The 16,948-nt window shown below is 33.4% G+C and carries 18 protein-coding genes; 7 read left to right on the plus strand and 11 right to left on the minus strand.

The features are described from left to right. Positions 1–412 precede the first annotated feature (412 nt). The 3 genes from IRZ78_RS03120 (at position 413) to hflX (ending at position 3,623) form a co-directional block, all read left to right on the plus strand. On the plus strand, positions 413–1,204 hold the full coding sequence (locus IRZ78_RS03120; protein WP_228520345.1) for a carboxypeptidase-like regulatory domain-containing protein: 792 nt from the start codon (positions 413–415) through the stop codon (positions 1,202–1,204). A gap of 138 nt (positions 1,205–1,342) precedes the next feature. After that, entirely contained in the window at positions 1,343–2,209 is an 867-nt protein-coding gene (locus IRZ78_RS03130; RefSeq protein WP_194615140.1) for a hypothetical protein, read from the plus strand. 169 nt (positions 2,210–2,378) lie between these two features. After that, entirely contained in the window at positions 2,379–3,623 is a 1,245-nt protein-coding gene (gene hflX, locus IRZ78_RS03135) for a GTPase HflX (RefSeq protein ID WP_173970727.1), read from the plus strand. A 237-nt stretch (positions 3,624–3,860) separates the two neighbouring features. Here the strand turns inward: hflX and IRZ78_RS03140 are convergent, their stop codons facing one another. The 6 genes from IRZ78_RS03140 to IRZ78_RS03165 form a co-directional block, all read right to left on the minus strand. Next, positions 3,861–4,811 carry a DUF3078 domain-containing protein gene (locus IRZ78_RS03140; protein ID WP_194615141.1) on the minus strand — a complete coding sequence of 317 codons (951 nt, stop codon included), beginning with the start codon at positions 4,809–4,811 and terminating at the stop codon, positions 3,861–3,863. A 79-nt stretch (positions 4,812–4,890) separates the two neighbouring features. Beyond that, positions 4,891–5,400 (minus strand): DUF2480 family protein, encoded by a 510-nt coding sequence (locus IRZ78_RS03145; RefSeq protein ID WP_194615142.1) that lies wholly within the window; start codon positions 5,398–5,400, stop codon positions 4,891–4,893. 73 nt (positions 5,401–5,473) lie between these two features. Next, the gene (locus IRZ78_RS03150; RefSeq protein WP_055097577.1) at positions 5,474–5,797 is read right to left on the minus strand and encodes an SUF system Fe-S cluster assembly protein; all 324 of its coding nucleotides are present in this window, start codon (positions 5,795–5,797) and stop codon (positions 5,474–5,476) included. A 159-nt stretch (positions 5,798–5,956) separates the two neighbouring features. Further along, on the minus strand, positions 5,957–6,382 hold the full coding sequence (locus tag IRZ78_RS03155; protein ID WP_194615143.1) for a SufE family protein: 426 nt from the start codon (positions 6,380–6,382) through the stop codon (positions 5,957–5,959). Between the two features lie 2 nt (positions 6,383–6,384). After that, positions 6,385–6,738 (minus strand): hypothetical protein, encoded by a 354-nt coding sequence (locus IRZ78_RS03160; protein ID WP_228520347.1) that lies wholly within the window; start codon positions 6,736–6,738, stop codon positions 6,385–6,387. A gap of 79 nt (positions 6,739–6,817) precedes the next feature. Continuing rightward, the gene (locus tag IRZ78_RS03165; RefSeq protein ID WP_194615145.1) at positions 6,818–8,032 is read right to left on the minus strand and encodes a cysteine desulfurase; all 1,215 of its coding nucleotides are present in this window, start codon (positions 8,030–8,032) and stop codon (positions 6,818–6,820) included. Between the two features lie 221 nt (positions 8,033–8,253). Here IRZ78_RS03165 and IRZ78_RS03170 point away from each other — a divergent pair, with 221 nt between their 5' ends. Together IRZ78_RS03170 and IRZ78_RS03175 are read left to right on the plus strand one after the other, a co-directional pair. After that, positions 8,254–9,603: a serine hydrolase gene (locus IRZ78_RS03170; protein WP_194615146.1), complete on the plus strand. Its 1,350-nt coding sequence runs from the start codon at positions 8,254–8,256 to the stop codon at positions 9,601–9,603. 8 nt (positions 9,604–9,611) lie between these two features. After that, entirely contained in the window at positions 9,612–9,914 is a 303-nt protein-coding gene (locus IRZ78_RS03175) for a colicin (RefSeq protein WP_194615147.1), read from the plus strand. Between the two features lie 113 nt (positions 9,915–10,027). Here IRZ78_RS03175 and sufD read toward each other — a convergent pair whose 3' ends face one another. From sufD to IRZ78_RS03200, 5 genes are all read right to left on the minus strand, one after another. Beyond that, complete coding sequence (gene sufD / locus IRZ78_RS03180) at positions 10,028–11,344, minus strand: Fe-S cluster assembly protein SufD (protein WP_194615148.1); 1,317 nt, start codon at positions 11,342–11,344, stop codon at positions 10,028–10,030. Positions 11,345–11,409: 65 nt separating this feature from the next. Further along, on the minus strand, positions 11,410–12,156 hold the full coding sequence (gene sufC, locus IRZ78_RS03185) for a Fe-S cluster assembly ATPase SufC (protein ID WP_017494567.1): 747 nt from the start codon (positions 12,154–12,156) through the stop codon (positions 11,410–11,412). Positions 12,157–12,169: 13 nt separating this feature from the next. Continuing rightward, positions 12,170–12,658: a flavodoxin family protein gene (locus IRZ78_RS03190; protein WP_194615149.1), complete on the minus strand. Its 489-nt coding sequence runs from the start codon at positions 12,656–12,658 to the stop codon at positions 12,170–12,172. Positions 12,659–12,665: 7 nt separating this feature from the next. Next, positions 12,666–14,114: a Fe-S cluster assembly protein SufB gene (gene sufB, locus IRZ78_RS03195; RefSeq protein WP_194615150.1), complete on the minus strand. Its 1,449-nt coding sequence runs from the start codon at positions 14,112–14,114 to the stop codon at positions 12,666–12,668. A 69-nt stretch (positions 14,115–14,183) separates the two neighbouring features. Beyond that, the gene (locus tag IRZ78_RS03200; RefSeq protein WP_065451634.1) at positions 14,184–14,513 is read right to left on the minus strand and encodes an iron-sulfur cluster assembly accessory protein; all 330 of its coding nucleotides are present in this window, start codon (positions 14,511–14,513) and stop codon (positions 14,184–14,186) included. A 371-nt stretch (positions 14,514–14,884) separates the two neighbouring features. Between IRZ78_RS03200 and IRZ78_RS03205 the strand changes: the two genes are divergently transcribed. Beyond that, positions 14,885–15,811 (plus strand): hypothetical protein, encoded by a 927-nt coding sequence (locus IRZ78_RS03205; RefSeq protein ID WP_194615151.1) that lies wholly within the window; start codon positions 14,885–14,887, stop codon positions 15,809–15,811. Positions 15,812–16,035: 224 nt separating this feature from the next. Beyond that, the gene (locus IRZ78_RS03210) at positions 16,036–16,893 is read left to right on the plus strand and encodes an MBL fold metallo-hydrolase (RefSeq protein ID WP_194615152.1); all 858 of its coding nucleotides are present in this window, start codon (positions 16,036–16,038) and stop codon (positions 16,891–16,893) included. The last annotated feature ends 55 nt before the right edge of the window (positions 16,894–16,948 follow it).

A 16,948-nucleotide genomic window follows, 5' to 3' on the forward strand; every position in this document is an offset into this window, starting at 1 on the left:
ATCCGTTAGAATCTTTGTGGCTCCCGATAGCTATGGGGACCGCCACAAAACGATTTCCACTATCTATCGGGCTAAGACAATCATTTTCATAACAATATTTGCGTTTAATTGGCATACAGAAATGACATACAATAAGCAAAAATCATTTTAATCTGTATAATCTATGGCTCAAATAAAATATCGAAATTTCATGCGACTTTACAGAGATTAATTAATGAGTAAAAAGTAGTTATTTATAAGACAATTACTTTGTTATTGTTTTTTATTTATATTTGAAGTTCGAAATTAAGTTTTGTATTTATCGAAAGTCTTTTCCAAAGACCAATTTTATCTTTTGATGTAAGGATTGAAAGTTTTGAAAATCAAAACGACTCAATCTGAAAACTATTTATCAAAGTAAATTGGGTTTTTTATGGGAAAGAAATACATGTTGCTTTTTATTTTATTGTCTTTTACTTTTGCATTTGCACAGCAAGAAACTACTTTCTCGCGAATAGTAATCGATGCAAAAACACAAAGCCCTCTTGAAAATGTTGAGGTAAGCATCCCGAATTCTTCGATCACACAACTTACCAATACAAACGGAAAATTCGAATTGCATTCTGCCATAAAAGGAGAACAATTATTATTACTGCGTAGTCAGAGATATAAAGATTTACTTTTAAAGATAAATTCAAATCGGAAACAAACCGTCAATCTTGGAATACTACAATTAGAAGATAATTTTTCAGATGATGTTCCTGCAACGTTAATCACATTATTGGACAGCGATTTATCAGATGATAATAGCTCGTCAGAAATGACTTCAGGACTTTTGCAATCTTCAAAAGATGTTTTTATGCAGACTTCAGCCTTCAATTGGGGTCAGGCCCGATTTAGGGTTCGGGGTCTGGACAGCGAAAACGGAACAATGATGCTCAATGGAATGGTCTTTAAAGTCGACTCGCCCTTAAATGCTTTAGAGGTGTATATCTCAACTAATTTTGACGGATCAAATGTCACAAGGGCAAAATGGACAAAATTAGAAGCAAATTTACCTTCATTGTCAACGTCAACAAGGCAATTTATAATCTCCGGCGGAATAGATTTATCTGCATATTCAGGAAATATTCCTATTGCATTCAAATACATAGGTTCAGGGAAGGATAAAACGTTGAATGAAGCTTTTATGGTTGATGATGTTAAAATTTTTGGAGAAAAGTAATGCGTTCAATTTTTAAAAATAAAATTAAAGTCCTGATTTTTAAGCGATAATTTAATTGTGTGTTGTTTTTAAGTTTTAAACTGTTAAAATTTAATTGAATTTTGTATTTTGGTCATTCCAAATCAATACAAATACCACATGAAAACCTACTTTATCGCCATCATGATGATGGTTTTTCCATGCTTGTTGCACAGTCAGGATCAAAATGCTCCTGTTAGATTGAAGCAAATTAACATTGTAAAAACAAATTACCAAAACTCGAAGGATGGTGAAATTGTAAACAAAACAGTTGTTTTTAAAGACGGTAAAATACAAACCATCACCACATCAGATGTTGTTCAGCATTTTTTTTATAACACTAAAGGATTGTTGGATAAAACTGTAAAAGACAAAGTGGGAAGCGAATGGAAAGAAGTCGTGAATTACTCTTATGATGCAGATAATAACATTACAAAATTCGTTAAAAAATATCAGGAAGGTAATGACTATATTACCAAAACAGTAACTTTTGGCTACGAGGGAGCAAGAGTAAAAGTAATTACCAAAAAAAGTACGAATCACCAAAATATTGTTGATGATGTAGAATATATTGTAGAGAACGGTATAATTGTAAGACGTACTACGAGAGACAGAAACAAAGCAATAATTGGTAAAATTGAATATGTTTATATTAATGATAATGTTGCTAAACATAAAGGTCTCGTAGGGGATAAAATATCTAAAACGTATACTTTTGATGATAAAAAATCAGTAGATCAATTAATTGTTCAGAGCTTGTTTGGTGATAATTATAAAGTAATTGTACCCATGATTTCGTATCACGAAGAAGAGTTTAGTTTTGAAGCAATATCCTATAACAACGAAATGAATTTTAGTCCATCTTCAACAGTTTTAGTTGGTGTGAGCAGAAAATTCAAATACAATAAATTAAACTATCCAATCTCCTGTTCTCAGATTGAAGAAAACGGAATTGTAAAAACAGAAAAAACTTTTATTTACGAATAAATATAAACTTTTCAATTTAGTTAAAACCATCTGGAAATTAAGTCTGTTCTTAATTTTTAGATGGTTTGCCTTTTTATAGAAACACTAATTTCCCAAATAGAACTTAAAAACGGAATTCTATAAGCATTAGTACCTTACAAATCATTAAATTTGCACCTTATTCAAAGCTATGTTAGAAAAAGAAATTATAAATTTTGAGAAAACGGCCATTGTTGGTATTGTGACTCAAAATCAAAGTGAAGAAAAACTTAACGAATATCTTGATGAATTAGAGTTTTTGACATTTACCGCAGGAGGTGAAGTTATTAAACGCTTTTCTCAAAAAATGGAACGCCCAAATCCTAAGACTTTTGTTGGAACAGGGAAAATTGAAGAAATCAATCTTTTTGTAAAAGAAAACGACATATCGACTTTAATCTTTGATGATGAATTATCACCATCGCAACAAAAGAATATCTCTAAAATTATAGATTGTAAAATCTTAGACAGAACACACCTTATTCTGGATATTTTTGCGCAAAGAGCCGAAACATCGTATGCAAGAACGCAGGTAGAGCTGGCGCAATGTCAGTATTTATTGCCTAGACTTTCTGGTATGTGGACTCACCTTGAGCGTCAAAAAGGAGGAATTGGAATGCGTGGACCCGGAGAAACCGAGATTGAAACAGACAGACGTATTGTTCGTGATCGTATTTCGCTCTTAAAAGAAAAAATAAAAACAATCGACAAACAAATGGGCGTGCAGCGCAGTAATCGTGGTGCAATGGTTCGTGTGGCTCTTGTAGGGTATACCAATGTTGGGAAATCGACATTGATGAATGCGGTAGGTAAAAGTGATGTTTTTGTTGAGAATAAATTATTCGCAACCCTGGATACCACAGTTAGAAAAGTAGTGATTAAAAACTTACCTTTCTTATTGTCGGATACTGTAGGTTTTATTAGAAAATTACCAACTCAATTGGTAGATTCTTTTAAAAGTACCTTAGATGAGGTTCGCGAGGCCGATTTACTTTTGCATGTTGTAGACATTTCGCATCCTGATTTTGAAGATCATATCGAATCTGTAAATCAAACGTTGTTAGAAATCAAGAGTAATGATAAACCAACGATTATGGTTTTTAATAAAATTGATGCTTACAAGCATTTGACAATTGATGAAGATGATTTGATTACTGAAAAAACAAGAAGACATTACACACTTGAGGAATGGAAACAAACCTGGATGAGTAATGTTGGTCAGAATAAAGCATTGTTTATTTCGGCTACACAAAAAGAAAATTTTGAAGAATTTAGAGAAATAGTTTACGAAGCAGTTCGTCAAATACATATCACGAGATTTCCTTATAATAAATTTTTGTATCCGGATTATAAAGATGCAATTGAAAAAGAAGAAGATTCCGAAGATCAGGAATAAATTATTTTACCGCAAAGAGCGCAAGATTTTATAGTAAGTACCTCAGGAAAACACAAAGTTCGCAAAGCTAAATCTATCTAGCTTTGCGAACTTTTTTTTTAGTTTTATGTTCTTAAGGATTAATTTAGCTAAGATACAGAAGTCCATAATATAAACTTTGTGTCCTTGCGGCTTTGCGAGATTATTTCAGCCCGGTAAAAAAATCCTTGCGTTCTTTGCGGTAAAATATGTTTTAAATTAGAATCCGAAATTAATCCCTAAACCAAATACTTCTCTGGTTTGAAAACCTTTAAAAGCATTATCATCATAAATAGCCTGGAACGATAAATTGGCAGATAAAAACTTGTTCACTTTCATGATAATATTCAAAGAGTAATTGATATCTACGTTTTGTGGATCTTCTAAGTAATTAGAATATAAATTCAAAGTATTTTCAGCAGTTACATTGGTCATGATCGCCAATTTGTAATAAACAGATGCATAGAAACCTAATTCGTAACGCATCGTTTTGTTAGCATCGACACCAAAATAAGAACCATCAACATAAGGTAATCCGGTAGACTGATCAATTTCTGATGTGTAAGCCCCATCTACAAAGGTAAATTTAGAGGTTAAAGGCGCAAAGTTGATTTTTAGATTATCATCTTTTGTCCAGTAAATACCAGGACCAGTAGTAAGATAACCCGGAGACATAAATTTGGTGTTTTCAGTTCTAATTTCCTTTCCGTTTTCATCCTTGCCATACAAGTAACCGGTTGAAAATTGAGTTCTGAAATTTAAGAAATAAGAATAATACCATTCGCCAAAAGCTCTCTTTCCCAGGATTGAATTGAATTCAAGACGGTCATCAGTCTTTTTTTCGTAGTCGGCATTTTTAGTTTGTAAAAGTCCGTAAGAAGCCAAAACTTTATTATCCCAGGTAAGATCGTCTTTCTTATAGTTGAAATCGTAGTTGATTCCTAAAGTTCCCGAAAAGCTATCTTCACCTCCTGCAATCCAGTTATTAAAGCTTGATTGATTTAGTAAAAGAGAAACTGTTCCTTTGGCTTTCCAGCCTTCTCCCTCGATAGTATCATTTATTTTCTTTACTGCTTTTTCAGTGTTTTGGATCAATTCTTTTTCAGAATTTTGGGCTTGAACAAAAGTTAAGTTCGCTAAAATAAAAAGTAATAACGTTAGCTTTCTCATGGTATATAGTTTAAATGTGTAAGAACAAATATACTAAAAAACCGTTAAAAGGTAGGGTATTGTTGATTGTAAAAGAAAGTTATTTCTTAGATTCTTTGTATAAAGGTACTGCTGAGCAAGCTTCGCCGTACATAATACTTCTTGCAAAAGGTTGTAGATAAGTTGCGGCTAAAATATAAGCACGCGTTGGTACGGGTTTTTTCGAACATCCCTTTACAATAACAGGTTTGTTTTTGTATTCAGAATAATCAAGTTTACTTAGAATCTCTTCATACAAACTTGCGTCTAAATCTTCAATAGTTCCGTTGACTACTTTTTTGGCATAAGGTGCCAATTGAATCGCTACCAAAATAGACGACCAGGCAGGAACAATAGCATCTGTACTACAGTTTATAGCCACATATTGATCTTGATATTGCGACCAATCGTGATTTTTTAGGTGCTCTCTAAAGTCTTTTTCTTTTAATAAAAAACCTTCTAAAAGCCATTGTGAAATGTCAATTTGCACACGCGCTCCTTTTGGATAATAATCCTCAAGATCAAAAACTTCTAAGGCACTATTTGCAACTTTATTGATGATTTCTTCCATTTTCTCTAGTTTGCAGTTTACAGTCTCAGTCACAGTTAAATACTGAAAACTGAGACTAAGAACTGTACTTTTTTTAAAGCATTCCTAATTCTAATTTTGCTTCTTCGCTCATTAAATCCTTGCTCCATGGCGGATCGAAAGTAATTTCAACATCAACATCTTTTATGTTTTCGATGGTTTTTACTTTTTCTTCTACTTCTCTTGGTAAACTTTCCGCAACCGGACAGTTAGGAGATGTTAATGTCATCAGGATTTTTACTTCGTAATCTGTATTTACCATTACATCATAAATCAATCCTAATTCGTAAATATCTACAGGAATCTCCGGATCGTAAATGCTTTTTAAAACTTTTACAATTGATTCTCCTAATTCGTTTGTGTCTATTTCTTGTTCCATTTTTTTGTTTTGTTTTTTTTCACCATATAAGTGATGTAAGTTCATTTAAACAGCAAGTGTTTTTTTTCTTACCATTAAGATATTAAGAAAATTAAGTTCTATTTCTTATGAAACTTAATATCTTAATGGTTCAAATTAAAAACATTATGTTTGAAAATTTTAATTTCTGTTTTTAGCATCAAAAGCCAAAGCGTACATTTTGATGTTTTTAATCATCGAAACCAATCCGTTGGCGCGGGTGGCAGACAGATGTTCTTTTAAACCAATTTCATCAATAAATTCAGTATCAGCTTTTATAATGTCTTCTGCTTTTTGATTAGAGAATGCACGAATTAAAATAGCGATAATTCCTTTGGTCAAAATAGCATCACTATCAGCGGTAAAGACAATTTTATCGTCTTTTTGTTCGCCTTGTAACCAAACTTTCGATTGGCAGCCTTTGATTAAATTCTCTTCTGTTTTGTATTCTTCTTTGATCAACGGAAGACTTTTTCCTAATTCGATGATGTACTCATAACGTTGCATCCAATCGTCGAACATCGAAAATTCGTCTATTATTTCGTTTTGTATTTCTTTTATTGTCATAATTATTCTTTCGTGAAATCTACCAGCAAATTTACCAATTTTTCTATTTCCTTTGGAGGGTAACCATTGTCGAAACCTGCAGTTTCGTAGATTTTCTGATTCTGAACTATCTTTAAATTTCCAATTGCAGCACCATCGTAAAAACGTTTTTCAGTAGGTCCTTTTAATGTTGGAATACTTTCTAAATTAATTTTCGAAAACTCTGCTACAATCTCTTTCCATTTAGCATCGCTTATTTTAGTTTCTACAGGTTGCGTGTTTTTACCATTGGTAACTGTAAGCGTTTTATTTTGAACTACTATCAATTTGTAAAGGCCTCTTGAAACAGCAGAATATTCGATTTGTGTTGATGTCATATCGCTGGTTTTTTGGCTTGAGCAACTTGTTCCAATGAAAATCGTTAAGAGCAATAAAGATAGTATTCGCATAATTTTTTTAGCTTAACATGGTTTTTGCTTTCTTCACCGCTTCAACCATTACATCAATTTCTTCTATTGTATTGTAAAAAGAAAATGAAGCACGGATCGTTCCGGGAATGCAGAAAAAGTTCATGATGGGTTGTGCACAATGATGTCCGGTTCTAACGGCAATTCCTAATTTATCGATAATAGAACCAATATCGTAAGGATGAATTCCATTTATATTAAACGAAACTACAGAAGCTTTATTTTTTCCGGTTCCGTAAATTTTCAAACCTTCAATTTCTAAAAGACGCTTTGTAGCATGCTCCAGTAATTTTTCTTCTTGTTTTTGAATGTTGTGAAAACCAATATGATTTAAATAATCAACAGCAGTTCCTAAAACAATTCCGCCGGCAATGTTTGGAGTTCCGGCTTCAAATTTATGAGGAAGATCAGCATAAGTTGTTTTTTCGAAAGTAACTTCCTTGATCATTTCGCCACCACCCTGATAAGGAGGTAATTTGTTTAACCATTCTTCTTTTCCGTATAAAATCCCGGTTCCGGTTGGACCGCACATTTTATGGCCGGAAAAAGCATAAAAATCACAATCTAAATCCTGAACATCCGGTTTTAAATGCGGAACAGCTTGTGCGCCATCGATCAAAACTGCAGCGCCAACAGCGTGTGCTTTTTCGATCATGTATTTGATAGGATTGATGATTCCTAATGCATTCGAAATATGATTGACCGTAACCACTTTAGTTTTTTCTGAAAGTAAAGCGTCAAAAGCCTCCATAATCAGTTCACCGTCTTCGTTCATTGGGATCACTCTAAGAGTTGCTCCGGTTTTCTCGCATAACATTTGCCAAGGTACAATATTACTATGATGTTCTAAAGAGGAAACTACTACTTCGTCACCAGGTTGTAATATAGAAGCAAAACCGTTGGTTACTAAATTGATTCCGTGCGTTGTTCCGGAAGTAAAAAGTACTTCGTGCGAAAACTTAGCATTGATATGATGTTGGATTTTTACTCTTGAAATTTCGTAAGCATCAGTTGCCAATTGACTTAGTGTGTGAACACCACGGTGAATATTGGCATTTATTTCCTGATAATATGTCGCGATCGCATCGATCACAATTTGTGGTTTTTGTGAGGTTGCTCCGTTATCGAAATATACCAATGGTTTTCCGTTTACTTTTTCCGAAAGTATCGGAAAATCAGCTCTTATTTTTTGGATGTCTAACATGTCTTATTTAGAAAAATTCTATCTACAAAAGTACTAAAACTAAATTGGTTTATCGATCAAAACTATAATTTCCTTTTATGGTACTATCAATCGAAGGATTGAATATTGATTCTATAAAATTAAGTTACGTTTTGTAAAATATGTGAATCCAAAATGTGAATTAGATGCTAAAATCGTGAAGATAAATTATTTATATTGCAGTAAAAATATCTTTTGTGAATATGAAAAAAATCATCAGGTTACTGGCGCTTGTTTTACTGATTGCAGTTTTTTATTTTGGATTTACCACTTATCCAAAGCTTGAATTGATCTCTGGCTTTTCGGCCAAAAGTATTGCCTCGGGACATTTCTTAGATCACAGATCGAAAGAATTGATTGAAAAAGGAGATAATGATATTCCGTTAATGGATTTGGCAACAAATACAATTGATGAAGCCGGGAAATTTGCAACATCTTCGGTCTATGGTTTAAAAGAAAGAAAAGCGATTTATCGTGAAGGTTTAGGTGCCACTTTAATAGATGATGATTATGATGTTTCGAAGCCATATTTACTTCCTAAACGAACTAAATTAGTCAATAATCTTGCTTTTCCTTATGGCAATAATGAACCAAAAGACACCGCGTTCTCGAACATAGATTATACCAAACTAAAAAAAGCCGTTGATGATTCTTTTGATAAAAATGGAGGAAAAGTAAAACGCACCCGAGCAGTTGTGGTTTTGTATAAAGATAAATTGATAGCCGAACAATACGATAAAGGCTTTAATAAAGAAAGCAAGATTTTAGGCTGGTCGATGACAAAAAGCATCACCAATTCTGCTTTTGGAGTTTTGGCAAAACAAGGAAAAATTGATATTTATAAACCGGCACCAATTGTTGAATGGCAAAATGACGAACGTAAAATCATTACTATAAACGATTTGCTTCATATGAATTCAGGTTTAGAATGGGAAGAGAATTACAGTAAAATTTGTGATGCTACAATAATGCTTTTTCAGTCTGGAGATATGGCAAAAGTACAGCGCGAGAAACCAGCTCAGTTTAAACCCAACACACATTGGAATTATTCGTCAGGAACAACCAATTTATTGTCCGGAATTTTAAAAAGTCAGTTTAAAACGCAGCAAGAATATCTTGATTTTTGGTACAGCGCTGTAATCGATAAAATCGGAATGAACTCGATGATTGTTGAGCAAGATATGTCCGGAACTTTCGTAGGTTCATCATATGCCTGGGCAACAGCTAGAGATTGGTCAAAATTTGGGTTATTATACCTGCATAAAGGAAACTGGAACGGGGAGCAAATTCTGGATGAAAGCTGGGTAAAATATTCTGCTACGCCAACCAATACATCTAACGGAGCTTATGGAGCGCAATTTTGGCTAAATGCCGGAGGAAAATTTCCGGATGCTCCTCGTGATATGTTTTATTGCAGCGGATATCAAGGCCAAATGGTGGCGATTATTCCGTCTTTGGATATGGTAATTGTGAGAATGGGACTGAAAGAAGACGATCAGGGATTTGATTTTAATGGTTTTTTGAAAGGGATAATTGCTTCAATCAAAAAATAAATCTTTAAATGGAATATAAAGAATTAAGAAGAAATGTATTGTTATCAATTCAACGAGCATTATTAGGAATGATATATCCTGAAATCAGAGCTATTGCCGTTGGATTTGAAGGATTAGGAAAACTAACGGTTATTTATTATCTGGACAGAGAGCCTAATAACGACGATTTTGAAAACATAAGTGATGTAACCGCAGAAGTTTTAGGGGATATTAATTTTTCTGAAGTGGAAGAAAAATGTTTTTTTTCGGATGAAATAATTACTAAGCTTGATAATCTGGATTTATGGGTTTATATAAGAAAAGAAAATTGAATCGTAATCTCGATAGCTATGGGGAGAAAGGTAAAAAGCGCAAAGTTCGCAAAGTTTTGTAATAAACCTTGCGAACTTTGCGTAAATCTTAGCGAACCTTGCGGTTGAGCTTTCTACAAATCAAATCCTAAATTAACGCCTAATTTCGTAGCGATGATTTTAGTAATTCTTTGTTTTAATTCCGGTATTTTAATGCTTTCGATAACAGCATTCGAGAATGCGTACATCAATAAAGCTTTAGCTTCTTTTTTCGGGATTCCACGAGATTGCATGTAGAACATTGCCGTTTCGTCAAGTTGTCCTACGGTACAACCGTGAGAACATTTTACGTCATCAGCAAAAATCTCTAATTGTGGTTTTGCGTTGATGGTAGCTTTGTCACTCAATAAAATGTTGTTGCTTTTTTGGAAAGCATTTGTTTTTTGAGCTTCTTTTTCTACCAATACTTTTCCGTTGAAAACTCCTGTTGAACGATCAGCGAAAATTCCTTTATAATCCTGGAAACTCTCGCAGTTTGGAGTTGCGTGGTTTACCAAAGTATAATGATCAACGTGTTGTTTTTCGCCAATAATAGTGATTCCGTTTAGCGTACTTGTCAATCTTTCACCAAAGTGATAAAAATTCAAATTGTTACGCGTTAGATTTCCTCCAAACGAAAAAGTATGTACATAAACATGGCTTTCCTGTTGTTGAGAAACGTAAGTATTGTCGATTAAATTCGCCTCGATATTATCGTTTTGAATTTTGTAGTGATCTACAATAGCACGTTTTTGAGCAAAAATCTCTGTAACTGAATTGGTTAAAACAGGATTTTCATTTAAACTTTGGTGACGCTCGATAATCTGAACATGAGAATTTTCTCCAACAATAATCAAATTTCTAGGCTGAACCAATAAAGCAGCTTCGTTTCCTGTAGAGAAATACATGATCTCGATAGGTTTGTCAGCTACTTTTTTCTGCGGAATATTGATAAAAGCTCCTTCACTTGCAAAAGCAGTGTTTAACGAAGTCAGACTTTCGTCTTTGCTGGCAATTTGGTTGAAGTATTTGTCAATAACCATTTTATATTTTGGTTTGGTCAATGCCGAAGACATCAAACAAACATCGATTCCGTCGTGTGTGGTAGAAGACAAATGCGAGCTGAAAACACCATCAATAAACACTAATTTATAAGTGTCGATTTCGTGTAAAAAGTATTTTTTTACATGATTAAATTCTATTGCATTTTCCTGCTTAGGAAAAACCGTAAAGTCATTTTTTAAGATGGCGTTTAGCGATGTATATTTCCAAGCTTCTTCTTTTTTGGTTGGGAAACCTTTATTTTCAAAGTTCTTTAAGGCGTTTGTGCGAATGTCATGTAAATCTGAATGTACATCGACACGCTCTTCAAAAGCCATAAAAGACGATACTAATTTTTCTTTTAAATCCATTTCTTTAGTTATAAGTTATGAGTTATAAGTTATGAGTTTGGTAAACTGTAAACTGTAACTGTAAACTAGTTTTCTGCTTTAATCCAGTCGTATCCTTTTTCTTCCAATTCGTAAGCCAATTCTTTTCCGCCTGACTTTACGATTCTTCCGTTGTATAAAACGTGAACGAAATCCGGAACGATATAATCTAACAAACGTTGGTAGTGCGTGATCACGATAATCGCGTTTTTCTCGCTTTTCAATTTGTTCACTCCATTAGCAACAATTCTTAAAGCATCGATGTCAAGACCAGAATCGGTTTCGTCAAGAATGGCTAATTTTGGTTCTAACATTGCCATTTGAAAAATTTCATTTCTTTTTTTCTCACCACCAGAAAAACCTTCGTTTAATGAACGTGATAAAAATTTACGGTCGATTTCTAATAATTCAGATTTCTCACGAATTACTTTTAGCATTTCGTTAGCAGGCATTTCTTCCTGACCGTTTGCTTTACGAGTTTCGTTGATTGCAGTTTTCATGAAGTTCGTAACACTTACTCCGGGAATTTCTACAGGATATTGAAAAGAAAGGAAAACTCCTTTGTGTGCTCTTTCTTCCGGAGCTAAATCAGCAAGATCTTCTCCGTCAAGGAAAACTTCTCCATCAGTAACTTCGTAGTTTTCGTTTCCGGCAATTACAGCCGAAAGTGTACTTTTTCCGGAACCGTTTGGTCCCATGATAGCGTGTACTTCGCCAGCTTTAACTTCTATATTAATTCCTTTAAGGATTTCTTTATCACCAATTGAGGCGTGAAGGTTTTTTATTGATAACATTGTTTTTTTTATTTTATATAAATGTCAATTCTATTTTTGTTGTCTGGTTTAGGATGTTGGCATTAAAATGCGCGTGTCCTAAATATTCCATGCCTAAATAATTGGCTGTTTTTTTGAACGGAATGTAAAAACTATCTTCGATTTCATTATCGTGTGAATTTGATATTACACCAATTTTCTTTCCTCTTAGTTTTCGTCCGGTTTCTTTTTCAATTCGGATTAAATCTGAAAAGCGATCAAAGAAAACCTTCATTATTCCACTCATATTGTACCAGTATATGGGCGTTGCAAAAATTAAAGTTTCGTATTTCTCCAGTATTCCTTTTATCAAAGGCAAAAAATCGTCTTCTATATTTTTACTTTCGTAATCATAATGAGAAATATTATAATCACTTAAATTAATTACGTCTATTCCGGTTTCTTTAGCAATTTCATCTACAATTTTGGTTGTGTTTCCGTTTTTTCTGGATGAACCTAAAATGATTACTTTCTTACCTTCCATTTCGCAATTAACCTACAGATCCTTCTAAGGAAATCTCTAATAATTTTTGAGCTTCAACAGCAAATTCCATTGGCAATTTGTTCAATACATCTTTACTGAAACCGTTTACAATTAAGGCAATCGCTTTTTCAGTTGGGATACCTCTTTGGTTGCAATAAAAAACCTGATCTTCTCCAATTTTACTTGTAGTAGCTTCGTGCTCTATTTTAGCCGATGGATTTTTACTTTCGATGTAAGGGAAGGTATGTGCCCCACAATTATTCCCCATTAAAAGAGAATCACATTGCGAAAAGTTTCTTGCATTTTCAGCTCTTGGGCTAATTTGCACTAATCCACGGTAACTGTTTTGTGATTTACCAGCCGAGATACCTTTAGAAATAATAGTCGATTTAGTGTTTTTACCTAAATGGATCATTTTAGTTCCAGTATCTGCTTGTTGGTAATTATTAGTAACGGCAATTGAGTAAAATTCTCCTACCGAATTGTCTCCTTTTAATACACAAGAAGGATATTTCCAGGTTACAGCAGAACCTGTTTCTACTTGTGTCCAGGAAATTTTAGCGTTTGTTTCGCATAAACCTCTTTTGGTTACGAAGTTATAAACTCCACCTTTTCCTTCTTTGTTTCCAGGGAACCAGTTTTGAACGGTAGAATATTTAATTTCAGCATCATCCAAAGCGATTAATTCAACTACAGCAGCGTGTAATTGGTTTTCGTCACGACTTGGAGCGGTACAACCTTCAAGGTATGATACGTAACTTCCTTCGTCAGCAATAACAAGAGTTCTTTCGAATTGTCCCGTTCCTGCCTGGTTGATTCTAAAATAAGTTGAAAGTTCCATTGGGCAACGAACTCCTTTTGGAATATAACAGAAACTTCCGTCAGAGAAAACTGCTGAGTTTAATGCTGCATAGAAGTTGTCTTTTTGAGGTACAACAGTTCCTAAATATTTACGAACTAATTCCGGATGCTCTTTTATAGCTTCAGAAATTGGACAGAAAATGATTCCTTTTTCTCCCAATGTTTTTTTGAAAGTAGTAGCCACAGAAACAGAATCGACAACAATATCCATAGCGACATTGTTCATCATTTTTTGTTCATCGACAGAGATACCTAACTTTTTGTACATTTCAAGAAGTTCCGGATCTACATCATCCAAAGTTTTGTTTGGATCTACTTGTTTTGGAGCTGAATAGTATGAGATTGCCTGAAAATCCGGTTTTTGATAATGAACATTTGCCCATTCCGGTTCGATCATTTCTTTCCATGCGCGAAAAGCCTCGATGCGCCATTCGGTCATCCATTCAGGCTCTTCTTTTTTAAGAGAAATAGCTCTTACGATATCTTCGTTTAAGCCAATAGGAAATGTCTCTGATTCTATATCAGTATAAAATCCGTATTCGTATTCTTTAGTTTCGAGTTCGATTTTTAAATCGTCTTCAGTGTATTTTGACATTTTTTAGTTTTTTAAAACGCTTAAAATTTAAGATCTTAAGCGTTTAAATTTTTGCTTTTTGACTTTAATTTATAGCGAAAATGATTCTCCGCAACCACAAGTTCTACTTGCATTTGGATTGTTAAACACAAAACCTTTTCCGTTTAATCCGCCTGAAAATTCAAGAATTGTTCCGGCTAAATACAGAAATGATTTTTTTTCAACTGCAATCGTTATGTCGTTGTCTACAAATATTTTATCGTCGTCGCCTTTGGCTTTGTCAAATTTTAAATCATAAGACAAACCAGAGCATCCGCCACTTTTCACGCCTACTCTTACGTAGTCATGTGCAGCATCAAAACCATCATCTTTCATTAAGTCGATGATTTTCTTTTTGGCTGTATCAGAAACTTTTATCATTGTTTATGGTATTTGTTTTTGCTTTCATTCGAATTTGCATTCAAAACAGTAATTAAATGATTACATTTTAAAGTGCTGTCTTTCAATGTTGAAATGAAATTATCTGCAAAGATACGACTTAAAAACCTTTTTCCATAACGGTTCACATTATTATAACAAATGTTAAAATAGATATTAGTTATATTACTAAATCAAATATCATTGTTTATGTGGTTTATTTGTTTTATTAGCATTTTTTATCGAAAATTTAAAAAGCTGTTTCTTTTGTAGGATTTACTTATCAATATTTACTATTAAGTGTTAAAAAAGCGTATTTATACGTATTGAGGGCGATTTTTTATTATTACTTTTGCAGAAAATTGGGAGTAATTATGAAGAAACAATACAAAAATAAGTGGGTTAAAGCACTTTTAGCAGTGTTTTTTGTTTTTGGAATAGGCGCTACAGTCTTTATTTTTAGTAAAGAATCAAATGAGACTGATAAGAAAATCAAAGAGATAACAAAAGATCAGAAATTTAGTGATTTAAGTCCTGAATCACTTTCGCAAAAAAATATTTTAGATTCTTTGACAACTTTAAAGTTAGCTTATGATATAGCTATTTTGGAGAAGACCTCTTTGTCTCAACAATTAGAACTTGAAAAAAGAAACATCGAAAACCTGATGGAAATTATCAAAGCTTCAGAAAATCCCTCTGCTGAACAAATTCAGGTTTATAGAAAACAACTCTCGGACATGAAGATTGCATTAGCATCTAAAGTTGTTGAAATTAAAAAATTAAAATCTCAGAATAAAAATTTACTTAGTGAAATAGAAAGTCAGAATGTTGTCATGTACAAACAAAAGACTGAAAATGATACTTTGGTTTCTAAACAAAAAAAATTAGAATCGACCTTAAAAGATGCTTCGAAACTGGTGACGAGTAATTTTGGTGTAATCGCGCTTAAGGAAAAAAAATCCGGACAAGAGCTGGAAACAGAGAAAGCAAAAAATACTAAAAAGCTGAAAGTGAGTTTTTCTGTCAACGGAAATGCGGTTGCAAAAACGGGAAAGAAAGTTTTTTATATTCAGGTTTTAGATCAGAAAAATAAGGTTCTGGGTGAAAACAAATTAATCGAATTTGGAAATGATAAAGCGTTAGTTTATAGTTTTATTGTGGCCGTTGATTTTCAGGGAAAGGCGGCAAATGTCTACGGGATTTTAAATGCCGACGAAAATGCATTTAAAAAAGGAACTTATTTTGTCAACTTCTTCGACAAACAAGAAATAATGGGAAGCACTTCGATTACTCTTGAATAATTTTCAGTCCACTGATTTTACTGGTTTAACTGATTTACACAGATTACTATTAATTTTGAGCGTTTTATGTTCGCTGTTTTTAAAATTAAAATACAGCGAAAATCGGTTCAATCCGTTTAATCTGTGGGCAATTTTACATTTACATGAAAAACATTCTTTGAGAATACTTAGCAAAAAGAGATTGTATTTCCTAGCTTTGTTTTCAATATTAGAAATGTACTATTATGAAACTTTACCCAATAGAATCAGGAAATTTTAAATTAGATGGTGGCGCTATGTTTGGTGTTGTGCCTAAAACAATCTGGAACAAAACCAATCCCGCAGACGATAATAATTTGATTGATATTGCCGCGCGTTGCATGTTAATTGAAGACGGAAATCGTCTGATTTTAATCGATACCGGAATGGGCGATAAACAATCTGAAAAGTTTTTTGGCTATTATTCGCTTTGGGGAACGCATTCTATTGATAAATCATTAGCAAAATATGGCTTTAGCCGGGACGATATAACTGATGTTTTTATGACGCATTTGCATTTTGATCATTGTGGAGGAAGTGTACAATGGAATTCAGACAAAACTTTTTATGAGCCGGCTTTTAAAAATGCCAAGTTTTGGACAAATGAAAATCATTGGGAATGGGCAACAAAACCTAATGCTCGTGAAAAAGCTTCTTTTTTATCAGAGAACATTTTACCCATGCAGGAAAGCGGACAATTGAATTTTATAAAGCGTCCTGAAGCTGATTTTGGCTTTTCTGAAGAAATGAATTTTGGAATTTATTATGTTGACGGTCATACCGAAAAACAAATGATTCCGCATATTCAATATCAAGATAAAACCATTGTTTTTTGTGCCGATCTATTGGCGACAGCCGGACATATTCCGCTACCGTATGTTATGGGTTACGATACAAGACCTTTATTGACAATGCCGGAAAAATCTAATTTTTTGAACGCAGCGGCAGATAATAACTATTATTTGTTTTTAGAGCACGATGCACACAATCAGATTATAACGGTAGAACAAACAGAAAAAGGTGTTCGATTGAAAGACGTTTTTACTTGTGAAGATATTCTTTAGAAGATGATTTAAAACATAAAAAAATCCCGTTTTCAAATATTTGTGAAAACAGGAT

It is taken from the genome of Flavobacterium sp. CSZ (assembly GCF_015350725.1).
GTDB lineage: Bacteria > Bacteroidota > Bacteroidia > Flavobacteriales > Flavobacteriaceae > Flavobacterium.